The following is a 16,952-nucleotide window of genomic DNA, read 5'->3' on the forward strand; positions in this document are numbered from 1 at the left end:
GCAGCTACCTACCGGCTCGGCGGGTGAATACCTGGCCACCTGGCTTGGCAGTGAATTATTGTGGGGCATGGCTAAAACGGAGCATCGGTGAACATGAAGATACGGACAGCCACGCAATCAGCCACTGAAAAAATTCGCCGCCGCCCTTAATCTAAACGCCTTTGTCACCTGCCCGGACCGTTCATGTCTTCTGTTGCCGATGGGTTGCCCCTCAATAAACGCCTGCCGGCCGTCATTGCGATCTCCTTGGGGATCGGCATGGCGACGCTGGACACGGCCATCGTCAACACCGCGTTGCCGACCTTGGCCGAGGGGATTGGCACTGACTCTGCGTCGGTGATCTGGGTGGTCAATGCCTACCAGTTGGCGATCATCGCGACGGTGCTGCCGTTTGCTTCGCTCAGTGACGTACTGGGACATCGCCGCGTTTACCTCGGCGGGTTGCTCGTCTTTATCGTGTCGTCGCTGTTTTGCGGCCTCGCCGGTTCGCTCGTCACCCTGACCGCCGCGCGGGTGGTGCAGGGGCTGGGGGCGGCGGCGATCATGAGCGTGAATACGGCGTTGTTGCGGCATATCTATCCTTCAAAAATGCTTGGACGGGGGTTGGGCTATAACTCGTTGGTGGTGGGGCTGGCGTTTACGCTTGGGCCGACGGCGGCGTCGGCGATACTGTCTGTGGCGACCTGGCACTGGTTGTATCTGATCAACGTACCCTTGGGCTTGCTCGCACTGGCGCTGGGCTTGCGCTCGTTGCCGACCTTGCCGATGACTGGGCACGCCTTTGATCGAGTCGCCGCCGTGTTGTGTGCCGGGTTGTTTGCCTTGCTGGTCTTGGGGCTGGGCACGGCAGTGCACGGTGCACAAGGCACTCTGACCCTAGGCCTGGTCGCCGTGGCGCTGGCGTGCGGCGCCTTGCTGCTGCGGCGCCAAGCCGGGCACCCGGCGCCGATGCTGGCGCTGGATCTGTTCAAGCGCCCGGTGTTTGCTTTGTCTTCCCTTACCGCTATTTGCGCCTTCAGCGCCCAGGGCCTGGCGTTTGTGTCGTTGCCGTTTCTGTTGCAAGCGGCGCTTGGCCATAGCCAGGTCGAAACCGGCTTTCTAATGACGCCGTGGCCGGCTGTGGTGGCGGTGATGGCGCTGGTAGCGGGGCGCCTGGCGGACCGTGTATCCCTGGGCGCGCTGTGCGGCATCGGCCTATTGATGCTCAGCGTGGGAATGGCCGCGCTGGCAACATTGGGCAGCGGCGCCTCGGCGTTTGATATCGGCTGGCGCATGGCGCTGTGTGGAGCCGGTTTTGGCTTCTTCCAGTCACCTAACCTCAAGGCGTTGATGACCAGCGCACCGCTGGCTCGCAGTGGTGGAGCCAGCGGCATCGTGGCGATTTCGCGATTGCTGGGGCAGACGCTGGGCGCGTCGTTGGTGGCCTTGTGTTTCCACCTGTCGCTGGGCAACGGCCCGCATTATGCGCTGTGGTTGGGTTGCGGGTTCGCACTGGTGGGCGCCGTGGCCAGTGGCTTGCGTTTGTTGCCCTACGGGAAAAAGCCGTTGTAAATCACGGTTGCGGAAGGCTACCGTGGCGACCTGAATATTTCGGGATGTTTCCAGATTTATGTCCAGCCTGGCCCTCCGCACTGCTGATACCCATTCTCGCCGCGCCGCGCTGACCCTGGCCTTATGCTTGCCCAGTGACGTGTTGCTGTACCTGCTGCTGCCGATGGAATCCCAGGCGTTCGGTATCACCCTGGCCCAAGCCGGGGTGCTGCTGGCGGCCAACCGCCTGGTGCGGATTTTCGGCTACCGGCATGTGCTCAATTTCTACGCGCGCAACGGCGACCGCCTGACCTGCATGATTGCCGCCGGCGCGGCGACTCTGTGCGCGTTGGGCAACTCGATGTTGTCGGGTTTCGCGGCCTTGTTGGGCTTGCGGCTGGTGTGGGGCCTGTGTTTTGCCGCGTTGAACCTGTCGACCCAAGTACTGGCCACCTCGGAGCCGGCCGGTGCCGCACGCCGGGCCGGGCGTTCCCGGGCGATGATTGCGCTGGGGCCGATGCTGGCGCTGCCGCTCGGCGGCTGGCTGACGTTGTGGGCCGGGCCGCGTCCGATCTTTTTGATTTTGGCCGGGTGTTGCCTGGTGGGCTTGTGGATGGCGCGCGGCTTGCCTACCGCTGGGCATGATTTACACAGCACGCCGGGGCGTCGCTTCAAGTGGCCGGACAGCGTGGCGGTGTGGTCGTTTATCGAGGGCGTGGCGCTGGATGGTCTGTTTATCTTTGGCCTGTCGATCCAGGCGCAGAAGCTGCTTGGCGGTGATGCGGTGCTGATCGCCGGTGGCCTGATGGCCCTGCGGTATGTGTCGGAAATGCTCCTGAGCCCGTTGGGCGGCCGCGCCGCGCAGCATTTTGGCGCCACCTCGATGTTGCTGTTGTTTTCGTTCCTGAGTGCCCTGGCCCTGACGGCGTTTGGCAGTTACTGGGTGATTGTCGGCGCGGCGGCGGTGTTGGTACTGCGCGCGCTGCAACTGCCGCTGGTGACGACCCTGGTGGCGGAGCGTAACCCCGGTTCGATGCGCGTATCGGCCCTGGCCTCGAATGCCGTGTGGCGTGATGTCGGCGCCGGCCTCGGGCCATTGCTCGCAGGCCTGCTACTGCCGATTGTCTCGGCGCCCTGGGTGTTTGGCCTGGCGGGCGCGGCGATTGCGCTGAGCGCGGTGTTCTGCTGGCGGGCCAACACGGCAACGCAATGATTCAAGGGGTTTTGAAGCTTTGCAGCCAGGCCGGCTCGAAGCGGGTTTGTTCGGTATCCATGCCCAATGCCTGCATCTTGGCCTTATGGGCCTCGACCTCACCGACCAATTGCGCCTGGGCGCTGGAGTTGGCGTCCAACTCATGCATTTGCGTCAGGCCCAGGTGATAAAAACGCAGCACCTTGATCGCCGTCGGGTCATTGGCCTGGACCCGCTCGGTGACCTTGTGCATCACATTGGTCACGCTCATCAGGCTGCGCTTGAGTTGCCAGCCGTACACCGCCGGCGCCAGCCAAGGCTGGGTCCAGAACGGCCCGCGCACCAGGGCCAAGGTGATCAGCACCCCGGCGAAGACGCCGCCGACATTGAAGCGGAAGTTATCACCGCCGGGCTCGCCGAACAGCATCACTGCCAGGCTCGACAGCAACATACCCAGGGCCAGGAAGAGCACCGCCACAATCAGCGTACTGCGCCGGGTCTGTTGGCGAAAGGTGACAGGGTCGCAGGGTTTGAGCTCGAACATCCGGGTCGTTTCTCCAGAAGGGGCTGGCATCATCTCACGCTTGGGCAAACAAGTTGAACGATGGCGCACAGCGGTTTCTCTAAAGCTGTGTAGACCCTTTGAGGTGAACCATCATGTCCGACTACAAGCAGCCGCCGCCCGGCACCCCGAATCCTGACCGCACACCCGGTGAAGAGGAGCGTGACAACGATGCGTTGCGCCCCAATGACCCGGCGGAACGTCAGAACGACGACGTGGAACGCGTCGAGGAAGACCTGGAAAACCTTCACGACAAAGCCCGCCCGCTTTAAACAAGGAGATCGCCGTGAGTAATCCACCGAAAGGTCCGTCTTCAGACGAGCATGCCAGCGGTAAGGATGAATTGGGCTTCGACCCGGATTCGCCGGATGTGGCAGACCCACAGGTCGACCCCATCGGCCCTGCCATTGCACCGCTGGACAAGGACAAGAAAGACCCGGCAGAAAAAAAGCCGCCCTACGATCCGTTGGGCGACTTGAAGCCTTGAATCGAGCCCCGCCTTTGTGCGGGGCTTTTGTTTATTTGGGCGCGATCCAGATGACGTCGGTAATGCCGAATTTCTCCGCCCAAGGTCGGGTGGTTTTCTTCACCTGTTCGTGGCCCACGCGACCCACACGGCTGACATGCGCAATGTCGGCATCAACGGCCGCCCAGTGCCATGCCTCGGCGTTGTTCATCACTTCGGCGCGCACCACAAAGGACTTCGGTTGACCGTGCAGTTGGTAGTTGATGGTGTAGATTTTTGCGGTACTCATGTTGCCTCCCTGTGTTGTTATAGATGGATACGGGAGCGTTCAAAAAGGTTCATTCAAAATGACAACCTGCGTGCTGGCGCGGCATAGTGTCGCCTCTATCCCGCGCCCAAGGATTGCGCCATGTCACTGTTGACCCATAGCCGCCGCTACCTGCAACGCCTGGGCTATGACACGCCGCCCGCGCCAACCTTGCACACCCTGCAGGATTTGCAGCTGCGCCATGTGTGCACCTTTGCCTTCGAAAGCCTGTCGACTTTGATGCGCCTGCCGGTGCCCATTGACCTGCCCAGCGTCGAGCAAAAAGTGCTGTTGGAGGGGCGGGGCGGATACTGCTATGAGTTGAACCAGATGTTCCTGGCCCTGTTGCAGGAACTCGGTTTCGATGCAAGAGGTATCACCGGTCGGGTGGTGATGGGCGGCCCGCCGGACGCGCGCACCTCGCGCACTCATCGCTTGAGCCTGGTGACGCTGGAAGGCGTGCGCTATATCACCGACGTGGGTTTTGGCGGCATGGTGCCCAGCACCCCATTGCAACTGGACACCGATGCGGTGCAGGCCACGGCGCACGAACCTTATCGGCTGAGCTTCGACGGCCAGGGCAGTTACACCCTGTGGGCGCAAGTCGCCGGGGAATGGCGGGGCTTGTATGTATTCGACCTGCAAGTGCAGGGGGCCATCGACTATGAAATCGGCAACTGGTACGTCTCCACCCACCCGGATTCGCCGTTCGTGGGCCAACTGAAAGTCGCGCGGTTGGCGGCGGGTAAACGCCATACCCTGAACAATGCCAGCTATGCAGTGCACTCCCTGGACCGGCCGAGTGAAAAACGTACGCTCCAGAGTGCCGATGAAATGGTGGGGATGCTCGCCGACATTTTTGGGATTCGCGTGCCAGTCTCGCCCCAGCTTCGCCAAATCCTTGCGGGCTTGGCAGCGTCTGAATCTGGAGGCCGTTGAGCTAGAGCCTTGGTTGGCCCGTTTTATTTTCAGATCGGTGCAAATTATTTCGAACCTTTCGCGTAAGCCAGGGTTCGAAGCGGTTCCTGAATAATTTGCTCACCAGACAAGGAGATGTAAAACGATGTCCAAGCTATTCGGAAAATTCTTCAAGGGTTCATCGCTGCTGGCGCTGGTCGCTGCGCCTGCCGTGGTGTTCGCCGCACCGTCCACCGACCCGATTTCCACCTTCGGGATCATGGGCAGCTACAACGACTTCAAATTTGAAGGCGGTAGCCAAAGCGACAGGAGCCACATGCCCGAAGCAGGCCTGTTCTACAACTTCGGTAACAAGCTCACTGCCGAATCCGGCTTTATCTACCAGGCCGGTATCGAAGCCAAGTACGGCGAAAAAAGCGACAACAAACTCAAGGAAGGCCAGGCTGACCTGGACCTCGGCTGGCGTGCTGCGCTGGATGCGCGCAACTTTGTCGACGTGATCGTGGGTGGTGGCTACAGCTGGACCCGCTACGAGCCGGAAATCAACGACCTCGATGTGAAACTCACCAACAAATCGCCGTTCGCCAAGGCGGCCCTGGGCTACAACCACCAGTTCGACGACATGACCCTGCGCGTCGAAGCGGGCGCCCGTCGTACTATCGATGGACGCACCAGGCTCAAGGTAGATGACGTTGGCAGCGACACCGTGGACCTAAAGGACCGCACCAACCCGTACGCCGAAGTCAGCCTGCTGATGAATCAGAAAGGCGACCTGCCGGTGATGGCGGGCCTGTACTACACCCGCACCGAGTACAAGCTCGACGGTGATTCCGACGTAGCCGACAACACCAAGCTCAAGCGTGATGAGTACGGTTTCAAGGTCGGTATCGCGTTCTAACGCCGTTGCAATGGAAAACGCCCCGAATGTTCGGGGCGTTTTTTTTGGGGTAATTGCAGGTCAACCCAAGGCAGCAAGTTGCGCCACGGTCTCAGGAAAACGTGCCACCAGGCGAATCAGGGTGGCGGCCTGAGCGTTGGGTTTGGCCCGGCCTTGCTCCCAGTTCTCCAGCGTACGCGTGTTGGTGCGCAGGTACATGGCGAAGACCGCACGGGAGAGGTTGAGCTGTTGGCGCACGGCGACCACTTCCTCTGCGGTGAGCGGCTTCAGGTTGTTGAGATGAACCTTGTGGGTCCGCAGGGTGACTTTGCCTTGGCGTTCGTTTGCCAGGGCGTCGAAGCCTTCGACCAGTTCGGAAAAGATTTCACGTTTCATGGTGTGTTCTCGCTTTGATTTCCCTGTCCAGCATGTGTTTAAGGGCTTTTTTGTGCTGTGGCGTCAGGTCGTCCTGTTCGTGTTTGCCGTACAGGGTGAATAACCAGAATTGCGTGCCGCCCGACCACCAGTAGTAAATGACCCGCAGGCCACCGCGCTTGCCTTTGTTGCGTCGTTCGTCGACAAAGCGAACCTTGCGTAACCCGCCTGTTCCCTCGATCACGTCTCCCGCTTCCGGGTTCTTTATCAACGCCTGTTGAAAACCGTGGAAAAGCTCGTCACTCAGATAGTCCTTGCGATGCCGCTCGAAGGCCGGCAGTTCGATAAATAGAGCATCCATGTTCTGTACGTAGCCTGCGTATAGTTTGGTGGCCCACTCGCTTTGGGTCAAGTGACCCTGCTGTGGGAACTTTCCTAAAACGCAAACACCATACGGCGGCCTTCATTGGGTAGATGCCAGATTAGGAGGCAGGTGCAGGAGGAAATTTCCCTGAGTAGGGGAGGGTAAAAGCACCGGCCCCAGAAACGCAAAACGGCGCCCGAAGGCACCGTTTTGTTTACTGCATCCCGCTAAGCGATCAAACGCCCAGTACCGCGTGCTGCACCAGGGTGAGCAACGGTTGTGGGTACACGCCCAGGAAGAACGCGAGCAGGGCGATGGCCAGCAGCATTACGCCGCCTGCCTTCTGTTCCCAATGCAGCTCGGCGTCCACACGGCGCAGGTTTGGCTCGATCAGGTACAGGGTGACCATCACGCGCAGGTAGTAGAACACGCCGATGGCGGAGCCCAATACCAGCGACGCAACCAGCCACCATTCATGCGCTTGAACACCGGTCGCCACGATGTAGAACTTGCCGATAAAGCCTGCGGTCAGCGGGATACCGGCCAGCGACAGCATCATCACGGTGAGTACGGCGGTCAGGTACGGACGGCGCCAGAACAGGCCGCGGTATTCGTACAGGGCGTCGGCGTCACGGCCTTTGAATGGCGAGGACATCAGCGTGATCACGCCGAATGCGCCGAGGCTGGTGATCACGTAGGTGACCAGGTACACGCCCATGGCTTCCACGGCCAGGCCTTTGCTCGCCACCAGGGCGATCAGCAGGTAGCCGAAGTGGGCGATGGACGAATAACCCAGCAGACGCTTGAGGTTGTTCTGGGTCAGCGCCAGCAGGTTACCGAACAGGATCGACGCAATGGCGATCACGGTTAGCACGTCGCTCAGCACGCCGGTGTTGGCGGCGGGGGAGATCTGGAACAGACGCACCATCACCGCAAACACGGCCACTTTCGACGCGGTCGCCAGGAACGCAGCCACTGGCGCCGGGGCGCCTTCGTACACGTCCGGGGTCCACAAGTGGAACGGCACCAGGGACAGCTTGAACGCCAGGCCGATCAGCATCATGGCCAGGCCCAGTTGGGCAATCGGCGCAGGCATGCTGGTCGCCGCCAATGCGTGGCCGATGCCGGTGAAGCTCAGGCTGCCGGCTTCTGCGTAGAGCAGGGCCATACCGAACAACAGGAACGCGGAACCGGCGGCCGACAGCACCATGTACTTGATGCCGGCTTCCAGGGAGCGCTTGTTGAAGAAGGCGTAGGCCACCAGGCCGTAGGTCGGGATCGACAGCAGTTCCAGGCCGATGAACAAGCCGGCCAGGTGCTGAGCGCTGACCAGCACGATACCGCCGGCCGCAGCCAGCAGGATCAGCAGGTACAGCTCTTCCTTGTTGCCCGGGTAGCCGGTGCCGCCTTCGCCAAGGTAGGCGTGGGCGAGGGTGACGCAGGCCAGGGTCGCGACCAGGATCAACGCGATGTACAACAGCGCGAAGTCATCGACCATCATCAGTGGCGTGACCGCCAGTGGTGCGACCTTGAGGGCCGGAATGATCGACAGCAGGGCCAGGTTGAGACCGGCACACGACAGCAGGAACGTTTGCGAGTGATTGCGGCGCCAGGCGATTGCCAGCATCACCACCACGATGGTGAGGCTGGTAATCAGCAGCGGCGCAAGCGCGATAAAGTGTTGGATCGTGAATTCCATAGCGCTCTTACCGGGCCGAAGCGAGTTGAGAGAAGGCGGTGCCGAACCACTGCTGCACGCCATGCATCGTCGCGGCAGAAGTGTCCAGGAACGGTTGCGGGTACACGCCGATGTAGATCAGCAGTACCGCAAGGCCGAGCACCATGATCAGTTCGCGCGCATCCATCCCTTGCAGGACGGTGTCGGACTTGGCCGGGCCGAAGTAGGCGCGGTGGATCATGATCAGCGAGTAGACCGAACCAAACACCAGGCCGGAGGTAGCAATCGCACTGATCCACGGTGTTTGCACGAAGGCACCCATCAGGATCAGGAACTCGCCGATGAAGTTACCGGTACCCGGCAAGCCCAGCGACGCGGCGGCAAAGAACAGGCTGATCGCCGGCAGGTAAGCGATGCGCGACCACACGCCACCCATTTCCCGCATGTCACGGGTGTGCAGGCGTTCGTACAGCTGGCCACTCAGGATAAACAGTGCAGCGGCCGAGACACCGTGGGCCAACATCTGGATCACGGCGCCTTGCAATGCCAACTGGCTGCCGGAGTAGATGCCGATCAGTACGAAGCCCATGTGGGAAACGGACGAGAAGGCAATCAGACGCTTGATGTCGGTTTGTGCGAAGGCCAGGAACGCGCCGTAGAAGATCCCGATCAGACCCAGGGTCATGGCGATCGGCGCGAACTCGGCCGAGGCATTCGGGAACAGCGGCAGGGCGAAACGCAACAGGCCGTAGGCGGCGGTCTTCAACAGGATACCGGCCAAGTCCACGGAACCGGCGGTCGGTGCCTGTGCGTGGGCATCCGGCAGCCAGGAGTGGAACGGCACCACCGGCAGCTTCACCGCGAACGCGATGAAGAAGCCCAGCATCAGGATGTACTCGGTGGTCAGGGACATCTTGGTTTTCAACAGGTCGGCGTAGTTGAACGTAATCACGCCCGTGCTGTTGAAGTTGACCAGTACCAGACCCAGGATCGCCACCAACATGATCAGGCCGGAAGCCTGGGTGAAGATGAAGAACTTGGTCGCCGCGTAGATCCGGGTTTTCTTGCCGTCCGAAGAACTGTGACCCCAGAGCGCGATGAGGAAGTACATCGGCACCAGCATCATTTCCCAGAAGAAGAAGAACATGAACAGGTCGAGGGCGAGGAACACGCCGACAACGCCGCCCAGGATCCACATCAGGTTCAGGTGGAAGAAGCCCACGTGACGCTGGATCTCTTTCCAGGAGCAGAGTACCGAGAGGATACCCAGCAGGCCGGTCAGCAGAATCATCAACAGCGACAGGCCGTCGAGGGCCAGGTGCACGTTGATGCCGAAGCGCTGGATCCACACGTGCTTGAACTCAAGCGCGAAGGTTGGATCGGCACCCGGTGCCGGAGCAAATGAATAGTCGCCATGGGCCCACAGCCAGAGGCCGAGTGCGAGTTCCAGGGACATGGTCAGCAACGCAATCCAGCGGGGCAGGGTGGCGCCGAAGCGTTCACCCATCCAGCAGAGCAGGCCGCCGATAAAGGGGATCAGGATTAGCCAGGGCAGAATCATGACAGGCTCGTTTCCTTTCGCAAGTTCGCAAAGATCGCAATGTTCATAGTCAAACCGCTACCACAACGATGGCGCCGATCACCAGCACGGCACCTGCCGCCATGGAAGCTGCATACCAACGCAATTGGCCCGTCTCGCTGCGACTCAGGGCGGTGTGACCGGCCTTGGCGGCACGCGGGATCAAACCGATGGTCTGGTCGAGCGGGTCTTTACGCAGTACATGGCTGATGGCGAGGTAAGGCTTGACGAACAGTTTGTCGTAGAGCCAATCGAAGCCCCAGGCAGCAAACCACCAGGCCGACAGGAAACGACCAATGCCACTGTTGGCAACGGCCGTCACGAAGCGACGTTTGCCGAGGAACAGCAGGGCCGCCAGCAGGATACCCGCGATGGCGATGGCGCCCGAGGCGATTTCCAAGCTGTGCTTGGCCGCGCCGCCAGCATGGCCAGCGCTTTCCGGCAGTACACCGGCCAGGGGTGGGGTGATCAGTGCGCCGATGAAGGTCGACAGGATGATCAGTACCGACAAAGGCAACCAATGCGAAATGCCGTGGCCTGCGTGTGCTTCGGTCTTGGCTTCACCGTGGAAGGTGATGAAGATCAGGCGGAAGGTGTACAGCGAGGTCATGAACGCACCCACCAGGCCTGCGTACAGCAGGTTCTGGTTACCGCTGGCAAAGGCTTCCCAGAGGATTTCGTCTTTCGAGTAGAAACCGGCGGTCACGAGCGGCAGGGCTGCGAGGGCGGCACCACCGACGATGAAGCTGGCGTAGGCCAGTGGCAGTTTCTTCCACAGGCCGCCCATCTTGAAGATGTTCTGCTCGTGGTGGCAGGCAACAATCACCGCACCGGACGCAAGGAACAGCAGGGCCTTGAAGAAGGCGTGGGTCATCAGGTGGAAGATCGCCGCGTCCCAGGCACCCACGCCCAGGGCCAGGAACATGTAGCCGATCTGGCTCATGGTCGAGTAGGCGAGGATACGCTTGATGTCGGTTTGGACCAGCGCGGCAAAGCCGGCCAGTACCAGGGTCACGCCGCCCACTACGCCCACCAGGTGCAGGATATCCGGCGCCAGGGTGAACAGGCCGTGGGTACGCGCGATCAGGTAGACACCCGCAGTCACCATGGTTGCCGCGTGAATCAGTGCGGAAACCGGGGTAGGGCCGGCCATCGCGTCCGCCAGCCAGGTTTGCAGCGGCAGTTGCGCGGATTTACCGACAGCGCCGCCCAGCAGCATCAGGGTGGCCAGGGTGATCCAGAAGTCGCCGACCTGGAATTTCTGCGGTGCCAGCACCAGCAGTTCCTGGATGTTCAGCGTGCCCACCTGTTGGAACAGGATGAACAGGCCGATGGCCATGAACACGTCGCCGATACGCGTGACGATAAACGCCTTGAGTGCCGCGTTACCGTTGTTGCGGTTGCTGTAGTAGAAACCGATCAACAGGTACGAGCACAGGCCCACGCCTTCCCAGCCGAAGTACAGGAACAACAGGTTATCGCCGAGCACCAGGAACAGCATGCTGGCGATAAACAGGTTGGTGTACGAGAAGAAGCGCGAATAGCCCGCTTCACCGCGCATGTACCAGGACGCGAACAGGTGGATCAGGAAGCCCACGCCCACCACCACGCCAAGCATGGTGATCGACAGGCCGTCGACATAGAGGGCGAAGTTGGGCTTGAAGCCCTCCACCGACATCCACTGCCACAGCACCAGGGTGTAGTGGCCGCCTTCCGGCGGCGCCACGTTGAATTGCCAGATGACGTAGGCGGCCACGATGGCCGACAGGCCAATGGAACCCACACCGATCAGGGCAGAAAGGTTTTCCGACCAGCGTCCGCGAGAGAACGACAGCAGCAGGAAACCGATCAGGGGGAATACGAAAGTCAGAAAGATCATGTTCATCCGCGCATCTCACTGGCAGCGTCGATATCAAGCGTGTGGAAGCGACGATACAGTTGCAGCAGGATCGCCAGGCCGATACTGGCCTCGGCGGCTGCCAGGCTGATCACCAGGATGAACATGACTTGTCCATCCGGCTGGCCCCAACGTGCGCCTGCCACGATGAACGCCAGTGCTGCGGCGTTCATCATGATTTCCAGGCTCATCAACACGAACAAAATGTTACGGCGAACCATCAGGCCGACCAGGCCAAGGCAGAACAGGATGCCGGCGACCGCCAGACCATGCTCCAAAGGGATAGCAGGCATCGTCATTGCTCCTTGGCTTCGTTGCGGCCCAAGTGGAAGGCAGTGATGGCTGCGGCGAGCAGCAGCATCGAAGCCAGTTCGACCACCAGCAGGTACGGGCCGAACAAGCTGATGCCCACGGCCTTGGCGTCTACGGTGGTGTGGCCGATGGCCTGGCCGCTCTGGTGAGCGAACAGCACATACAGCAGTTCAGCCAGCAGCAGCGCTGCGAGGATGACTGGGCCGAGCCAGATGCCGGGCTTGAGCCAGACGCGTTCCTGGGCGACCGAAGCCGGACCGAGGTTGAGCATCATCACCACAAACACGAACAGCACCATGATGGCGCCGGCGTAGGCGATCACTTCCAGCACACCGGCGAACGGCGCGCCGAGTGCAAAAAAGGTCATGGCCACGGCGATCAGCGAAATGATCAGGTAGAGCAGGGCGTGCACAGGATTGGTGTTGGTGATCACGCGAAGCGTGGACACCACTGCAATACCGGACGCGAAATAGAAAGCGAATTCCATCTTTCTTCCTTAAGGCAGCAAGCTCTTCACGTTGATCGGCTCGGCTTCGTTTTGTGCGGCGCCTTTCGGCTTACCAGCAACGGCCATACCTGCAACACGATAGAAGTTGTAATCAGGGTTTTTACCGGGACCAGAGATCAGCAGATCTTCTTTCTCGTACACCAGGTCCTGACGTTTGAACTCGGCCATCTCGAAATCCGGTGTCAGCTGGATCGCGGTGGTCGGGCAAGCTTCCTCGCAGAGGCCGCAGAAAATGCAGCGCGAGAAGTTGATGCGGAAGAAGTCCGGGTACCAGCGACCGTCTTCGGTTTCAGCTTTCTGCAGGGAGATGCAACCCACCGGGCATGCCACGGCGCACAGGTTGCAGGCAACGCAACGCTCTTCGCCATCGGGGTCACGGGTCAGCACGATGCGGCCGCGATAGCGCGGCGGCAGGTACACCGCTTCTTCCGGGTATTGCAGGGTGTCGCGTTTGCGGAAGCCGTGACCGAACACCATCACCAGGCTTCGCAACTGGGTACCGGTACCCTTAACGATGTCGCCAATATATTTGAACATGGGTCAAATCCTCACTGAACCGCGGCCGCTGGCGTGTTCAACAACACAACGGCAGCAGTCACCAGCAAATTGATCAGGGTCAGTGGCAGGCAGAAGCGCCAGCTGAAATCCATCACCTGGTCGTATCGTGGACGCGGAATGGAAGCGCGCAGCAGGATAAACAACATGATGAAGAACGCGGTCTTCAGGAAGAACCAGAAGAACGCCAACTGCGGCAGGATGCCAAACGGTCCGTGCCAGCCGCCGAAGAACAGCGTGACCAGCAGGGCCGAGATCAAGATGATGCCGATGTACTCGCCAACGAAGAACATGCCCCATTTCATGCCGGCGTATTCAATGTGGTAACCGTCGGCCAGTTCCTGTTCCGCTTCCGGCTGGTCGAACGGGTGACGGTGAGTCACGGCGACGCCAGCGATGAAGAAGGTACAGAAGCCGAAGAACTGCGGAATGATGAACCACAGGTTCTGCGCCTGGTACTCGACGATGTCGCGCATGTTGAACGAGCCGACCTGCACCACGATGCCCATCAGCGCAAGGCCCATGAACACTTCGTAGGACACGGTCTGGGCCGAAGCCCGCAAGCTGCCCAGCAGGGCGAACTTGTTGTTGCTCGACCAACCGGCGAACAGCACCGCGTAGACCGACAAGCCGGCCATGGCGAAGAAGAACAGCAAGCCGATGTTCAGGTCCGCCACGCCCCAGGTCGGGGTGATCGGGATGACCGCGAAGGCGATCAGCAAGGCGCTCATGGCCACGACGGGTGCCAGGGTGAAGATCACCTTGTCGGCAAACGGCGGGGTCCAGTCTTCCTTGAAGAACATTTTCAGCATGTCGGCAGCGATCTGGAACATGCCGAATGGGCCAACGCGGTTCGGACCGTAACGGTCCTGCCACCAGCCCAAGAGGCGACGTTCGACGAAGCTGAGCAGAGCGCCCGCGACAACCACGGCCAACAGGATCACGATGGCCTTGACCACCGAGATGATCACGTCAATCACTTCAGGCGTGAACCAAGTCATTGCGCTGCCTCCTGCAGACCGTCAACGGTTTTGCCAAAGATCGCCGCTGGAATACCGGCGATGCCTTTCGGCAGGGCAACCATGCCAGCACCCAGCTCTTCGTTGATGCGCAGCGGCAGGCGCAGGGTCTGGCCAGCCACGTTCAGGCTGAGCAGGGCACCGTCGTTGACGCCCAGGCGATCGGCTTCGGACTTGGCCAGGGCCACGTAGGCTTCTGGAATGCGCTCTTGTACCGGCGCGGCCTTGGAAGAGGTCTCTTCGCTGCCAAACAGGTGGAAGAACGGCACAACCTGCCAGGTGCCCGGGGCCGGGTTGAACGGACGCGGTACGGCGGCGAACCAGTTCAGCGAGTCACCGGTGCTTTCGATCAGGCGGGTGCCCGGGTCGCCAGCGCGGATGTGACCACCGACTTCGTCCTGGAACTTGTTCCAGGCCTGCGGCGAGTTCCAGCCCGGCGACCAGGCAAATGGCACCTGCTGACGTGGCTCGACCGAACCCGAGTAACCTTCCATCGAGAAGTTGAACGCGGTGTCCGGGTCCTGCGGCGTACGCGGTTCGTGCACGCTGATGTTGGCGCGCATGGCGGTACGACCGGAGTAACGCAGCGGCTCACGGGCGAGTTTCATGCCCTTGATGCGGAACGCGGCGGATGGTGCGGCGTCGACGATACGTGCCAGCTGCGGCGCGCTTGCGGCGGTGGCAGCGGTGACGTGGTCGAGCTGGGTCCAGTCGATTGGCTGGTTCAGCAGGGTCGCGCGCAAGGCATGCAGCCAGCGCCAGCCTTCATGGACCAGGATGCTGGCGTCCATGTATTTCGGGTCGAACACTTGGAAGAAGCGCTGGGCGCGGCCTTCCTGGCTGACCAGGGTACCGTCGCCTTCGGCGAAGGTAGCGGCTGGCAGCACCAGGTTTGCACGCTCGCTGGTGGCGGTCTTCTGGTGGTCGGCAACGATCAGTACTTTGGCCGCGTCCAGCGCGGCGTCGACCTTGGCCGAATCCGTGCGGGTGTACAGGTCGTTTTCCAGCACGACGATGGCGTCGGCGTTGCCGTCGATCACGGCTTGCAGGGCCGCGTCCAGGGACTCGCCACCGAGCATGGCCAGGCCGAGGCTGTTGGCTTCCGGTACGACCAGGCTGATGGAGCCGTTTTTGTCGCGCAGCTTCAAGGCCTTGGCGATGTTGGCGGCGGCTTCGATCAGCGCCTTGGAACCCAAGGAGGTGCCGGCAATGATCAATGGGCGCTTGGCGGCCAGCAGGGCGTCGGCGATACGCTGGGCCAGTTCAACGGCTTCAGTGTCCAGGCCTTCGACCGCCGGTGCGCTGGCGTCGAGGGCGTGGGCCACGGCGAAACCGATGCGCGCCAGGTCGTCCGGTGCTGCGTGTACGCATTCTTCAGCGATATCGTCGAGCTTGGTTTCAGCGAGGCTTGCAATAAACAGCGGGTTCAGCGCGTGCTGGCCGATGTTTTTCACCGCGGCGTCGAGCCAAGGCTGTACGCGCATGGCGTCGGCCATGTCTTCAGCCTTGCCTTTCACCGACTGGCGCAGCGACAGCGCGATACGCGCAGCGGTCTGGGTCAGGTCTTCACCGAGCACGAAAATGGCGTCGTGGTCTTCGATGTCGCGCATGTTCGGAACGGGCAGCGGGCTGTCGTTCAGCACTTGCAGGACCAGGCGGATGCGCTCCAGTTCACCGGCTTCGATACCGCTGTAGAAGTGCTCAGCGCCGACCAGTTCGCGCAACGCGAAGTTGCTTTCGAGGCTGGCGCGTGGCGAACCGATACCGACGATGTTGCGGCCGCGCAGCAGGTCGGCGGCTTTATCCAGCGCCGCGTCGAGGCTCAGCTTGGCGCCATCGGCCAGCAGCGGCTGGCGTGGGCGGTCTTCGCGGTTGACGTAGCCATAACCGAAACGGCCACGGTCGCACAGGAAGTACTGGTTGACCGAACCGTTGAAGCGGTTTTCGATGCGACGCAGTTCGCCGTAGCGCTCGCCCGGGGAGATGTTGCAACCGCTGGAGCAGCCATGGCAGATGCTCGGCGAGAACTGCATGTCCCACTTACGGTTGTAGCGCTCGGAGTGGGTCTTGTCGGTGAACACACCGGTCGGGCAGACCTCGGTGAGGTTGCCGGAGAACTCGCTTTCAAGCACGCCGTCTTCAACGCGACCGAAGTACACGTTGTCGTGGGCGCCGAACACGCCGAGGTCGGTGCCGCCGGCGTAGTCTTTATAGAAACGCACGCAGCGATAGCAAGCGATGCAGCGGTTCATCTCGTGGGAAATGAACGGGCCCAGTTGCTGGTTCTGGTGGGTGCGCTTGGTGAAGCGATAACGGCGCTCGTTGTGGCCGGTCATCACCGTCATGTCTTGCAGGTGGCAGTGACCGCCTTCCTCACAGACCGGGCAGTCGTGGGGATGGTTGGTCATCAGCCATTCGACGACACTGGCGCGGAACGCCTTGGATTCTTCATCGTCGATGGAGATCCAGGTGTTGTCGGTGGCTGGCGTCATGCACGACATGACGATACGACCACGGGTGTCGTTCTCGTCGGTGTATTGCTTGACCGCACACTGGCGACAGGCACCGACGCTACCAAGCGCGGGGTGCCAGCAGAAATACGGGATGTCGAGGCCTAGTGAGAGACATGCCTGTAACAGGTTGTCTGCCCCATCGACTTCGAGCGCTTTGCCGTCTACGTGGATAGTGGCCATGGTTCAAAGTTCTTCGTTGGCCCGTTGTCAGCGGGCGTGGCTAATGGAATCTTGTTATTCATGTGCATCTACACAGCCCTAAAGGCGTCAGCACATGAGAAGGCGAAAGGCACGGACCCT

At 61.1% G+C, this 16,952-nt stretch carries 18 protein-coding genes; 6 read left to right on the forward strand and 12 right to left on the reverse strand.

Going from position 1 to position 16,952, the window contains the following annotated elements; translation table 11 throughout:
• Nucleotides 1–183 precede the first annotated feature (183 nt).
• The gene (locus tag BFP95_RS27575; RefSeq protein WP_065873423.1) at nt 184–1,551 is read left to right on the forward strand and encodes an MFS transporter; all 1,368 of its coding nucleotides are present in this window, start codon (nt 184–186) and stop codon (nt 1,549–1,551) included.
• A gap of 58 nt (nt 1,552–1,609) precedes the next feature.
• Complete coding sequence (locus tag BFP95_RS27580) at nt 1,610–2,743, forward strand: MFS transporter (protein WP_065910993.1); 1,134 nt, start codon at nt 1,610–1,612, stop codon at nt 2,741–2,743.
• Nucleotide 2,744: 1 nt separating this feature from the next.
• On the opposite strand, the gene BFP95_RS27585 is transcribed toward BFP95_RS27580, so the two are convergent.
• Nucleotides 2,745–3,266 (reverse strand): DUF3087 domain-containing protein, encoded by a 522-nt coding sequence (locus BFP95_RS27585; protein WP_065872054.1) that lies wholly within the window; start codon nt 3,264–3,266, stop codon nt 2,745–2,747.
• A 113-nt stretch (nt 3,267–3,379) separates the two neighbouring features.
• Here BFP95_RS27585 and BFP95_RS29860 point away from each other — a divergent pair, with 113 nt between their 5' ends.
• Both BFP95_RS29860 and BFP95_RS27590 read left to right on the forward strand, forming a co-directional pair.
• Nucleotides 3,380–3,556 (forward strand): hypothetical protein, encoded by a 177-nt coding sequence (locus BFP95_RS29860; RefSeq protein WP_175403064.1) that lies wholly within the window; start codon nt 3,380–3,382, stop codon nt 3,554–3,556.
• Nucleotides 3,557–3,570: 14 nt separating this feature from the next.
• Nucleotides 3,571–3,771 (forward strand): DUF6021 family protein, encoded by a 201-nt coding sequence (locus BFP95_RS27590; protein WP_065872055.1) that lies wholly within the window; start codon nt 3,571–3,573, stop codon nt 3,769–3,771.
• A 31-nt stretch (nt 3,772–3,802) separates the two neighbouring features.
• Here BFP95_RS27590 and BFP95_RS27595 read toward each other — a convergent pair whose 3' ends face one another.
• Nucleotides 3,803–4,039 carry a DUF6555 family protein gene (locus BFP95_RS27595; protein WP_065872056.1) on the reverse strand — a complete coding sequence of 79 codons (237 nt, stop codon included), beginning with the start codon at nt 4,037–4,039 and terminating at the stop codon, nt 3,803–3,805.
• A gap of 120 nt (nt 4,040–4,159) precedes the next feature.
• On the opposite strand from BFP95_RS27595, the gene BFP95_RS27600 reads away from it, so the two are divergent.
• The gene (locus BFP95_RS27600; RefSeq protein WP_065910994.1) at nt 4,160–4,996 is read left to right on the forward strand and encodes an arylamine N-acetyltransferase family protein; all 837 of its coding nucleotides are present in this window, start codon (nt 4,160–4,162) and stop codon (nt 4,994–4,996) included.
• A gap of 124 nt (nt 4,997–5,120) precedes the next feature.
• Entirely contained in the window at nt 5,121–5,873 is a 753-nt protein-coding gene (locus tag BFP95_RS27605; protein ID WP_065890761.1) for an outer membrane beta-barrel protein, read from the forward strand.
• Between the two features lie 60 nt (nt 5,874–5,933).
• Here the strand turns inward: BFP95_RS27605 and BFP95_RS27610 are convergent, their stop codons facing one another.
• The 10 genes from BFP95_RS27610 to nuoG all read right to left on the reverse strand — a co-directional run bounded on the left by BFP95_RS27610 (nt 5,934) and on the right by nuoG (nt 16,832).
• Entirely contained in the window at nt 5,934–6,248 is a 315-nt protein-coding gene (locus tag BFP95_RS27610) for a helix-turn-helix domain-containing protein (protein ID WP_065881873.1), read from the reverse strand.
• Entirely contained in the window at nt 6,238–6,588 is a 351-nt protein-coding gene (locus tag BFP95_RS27615; RefSeq protein WP_065911061.1) for a toxin, read from the reverse strand. The genes BFP95_RS27610 and BFP95_RS27615 overlap by 11 nt, the downstream gene beginning before the upstream one ends.
• 238 nt (nt 6,589–6,826) lie before the next feature.
• On the reverse strand, nt 6,827–8,290 hold the full coding sequence (gene nuoN / locus BFP95_RS27620) for an NADH-quinone oxidoreductase subunit NuoN (protein ID WP_049712664.1): 1,464 nt from the start codon (nt 8,288–8,290) through the stop codon (nt 6,827–6,829).
• 7 nt (nt 8,291–8,297) lie between these two features.
• Complete coding sequence (gene nuoM, locus BFP95_RS27625) at nt 8,298–9,830, reverse strand: NADH-quinone oxidoreductase subunit M (protein ID WP_049712665.1); 1,533 nt, start codon at nt 9,828–9,830, stop codon at nt 8,298–8,300.
• Nucleotides 9,831–9,879: 49 nt separating this feature from the next.
• Complete coding sequence (gene nuoL / locus BFP95_RS27630) at nt 9,880–11,733, reverse strand: NADH-quinone oxidoreductase subunit L (protein ID WP_065872059.1); 1,854 nt, start codon at nt 11,731–11,733, stop codon at nt 9,880–9,882.
• The gene (nuoK, locus tag BFP95_RS27635) at nt 11,730–12,038 is read right to left on the reverse strand and encodes an NADH-quinone oxidoreductase subunit NuoK (protein ID WP_003174727.1); all 309 of its coding nucleotides are present in this window, start codon (nt 12,036–12,038) and stop codon (nt 11,730–11,732) included. Before nuoK ends, nuoL begins: the two co-directional genes overlap by 4 nt.
• A gap of 2 nt (nt 12,039–12,040) precedes the next feature.
• The gene (gene nuoJ / locus BFP95_RS27640; protein WP_049712667.1) at nt 12,041–12,544 is read right to left on the reverse strand and encodes an NADH-quinone oxidoreductase subunit J; all 504 of its coding nucleotides are present in this window, start codon (nt 12,542–12,544) and stop codon (nt 12,041–12,043) included.
• A 9-nt stretch (nt 12,545–12,553) separates the two neighbouring features.
• Nucleotides 12,554–13,102, reverse strand: coding sequence for an NADH-quinone oxidoreductase subunit NuoI (nuoI, locus tag BFP95_RS27645; protein ID WP_003174725.1), 549 nt, complete (start codon nt 13,100–13,102; stop codon nt 12,554–12,556).
• Between the two features lie 11 nt (nt 13,103–13,113).
• On the reverse strand, nt 13,114–14,121 hold the full coding sequence (gene nuoH, locus BFP95_RS27650; RefSeq protein ID WP_012724954.1) for an NADH-quinone oxidoreductase subunit NuoH: 1,008 nt from the start codon (nt 14,119–14,121) through the stop codon (nt 13,114–13,116).
• Complete coding sequence (nuoG, locus tag BFP95_RS27655) at nt 14,118–16,832, reverse strand: NADH-quinone oxidoreductase subunit NuoG (protein ID WP_065910995.1); 2,715 nt, start codon at nt 16,830–16,832, stop codon at nt 14,118–14,120. The genes nuoH and nuoG overlap by 4 nt, the downstream gene beginning before the upstream one ends.
• Nucleotides 16,833–16,952: the final 120 nt, after the last annotated feature.

Origin of the sequence: Pseudomonas sp. 58 R 12, from assembly GCF_900005865.1 — a bacterium.
GTDB classification, from domain to species: Bacteria; Pseudomonadota; Gammaproteobacteria; order Pseudomonadales; family Pseudomonadaceae; genus Aquipseudomonas; species Aquipseudomonas tritici.

Bases quoted from the DNA above. Each gene is read 5' to 3' on its own strand.
- BFP95_RS27575 (WP_065873423.1), top strand. From the start codon at position 184: ATGTCTTCTGTTGCCGATGGGTTGCCCCTCAATAAACGCCTGCCGGCC.
- BFP95_RS27580 (WP_065910993.1), top strand. From the start codon at position 1,610: ATGTCCAGCCTGGCCCTCCGCACTGCTGATACCCATTCTCGCCGCGCC.
- BFP95_RS27585 (WP_065872054.1), bottom strand. From the start codon at position 3,266: ATGTTCGAGCTCAAACCCTGCGACCCTGTCACCTTTCGCCAACAGACC.
- BFP95_RS29860 (WP_175403064.1), top strand. From the start codon at position 3,380: ATGTCCGACTACAAGCAGCCGCCGCCCGGCACCCCGAATCCTGACCGC.
- BFP95_RS27595 (WP_065872056.1), bottom strand. From the start codon at position 4,039: ATGAGTACCGCAAAAATCTACACCATCAACTACCAACTGCACGGTCAA.
- BFP95_RS27600 (WP_065910994.1), top strand. From the start codon at position 4,160: ATGTCACTGTTGACCCATAGCCGCCGCTACCTGCAACGCCTGGGCTAT.
- BFP95_RS27605 (WP_065890761.1), top strand. From the start codon at position 5,121: ATGTCCAAGCTATTCGGAAAATTCTTCAAGGGTTCATCGCTGCTGGCG.
- BFP95_RS27610 (WP_065881873.1), bottom strand. From the start codon at position 6,248: ATGAAACGTGAAATCTTTTCCGAACTGGTCGAAGGCTTCGACGCCCTG.
- BFP95_RS27615 (WP_065911061.1), bottom strand. From the start codon at position 6,588: ATGGATGCTCTATTTATCGAACTGCCGGCCTTCGAGCGGCATCGCAAG.
- nuoN (WP_049712664.1), bottom strand. From the start codon at position 8,290: ATGGAATTCACGATCCAACACTTTATCGCGCTTGCGCCGCTGCTGATT.
- nuoM (WP_049712665.1), bottom strand. From the start codon at position 9,830: ATGATTCTGCCCTGGCTAATCCTGATCCCCTTTATCGGCGGCCTGCTC.
- nuoL (WP_065872059.1), bottom strand. From the start codon at position 11,733: ATGAACATGATCTTTCTGACTTTCGTATTCCCCCTGATCGGTTTCCTG.
- nuoK (WP_003174727.1), bottom strand. From the start codon at position 12,038: ATGCCTGCTATCCCTTTGGAGCATGGTCTGGCGGTCGCCGGCATCCTG.
- nuoJ (WP_049712667.1), bottom strand. From the start codon at position 12,544: ATGGAATTCGCTTTCTATTTCGCGTCCGGTATTGCAGTGGTGTCCACG.
- nuoI (WP_003174725.1), bottom strand. From the start codon at position 13,102: ATGTTCAAATATATTGGCGACATCGTTAAGGGTACCGGTACCCAGTTG.
- nuoH (WP_012724954.1), bottom strand. From the start codon at position 14,121: ATGACTTGGTTCACGCCTGAAGTGATTGACGTGATCATCTCGGTGGTC.
- nuoG (WP_065910995.1), bottom strand. From the start codon at position 16,832: ATGGCCACTATCCACGTAGACGGCAAAGCGCTCGAAGTCGATGGGGCA.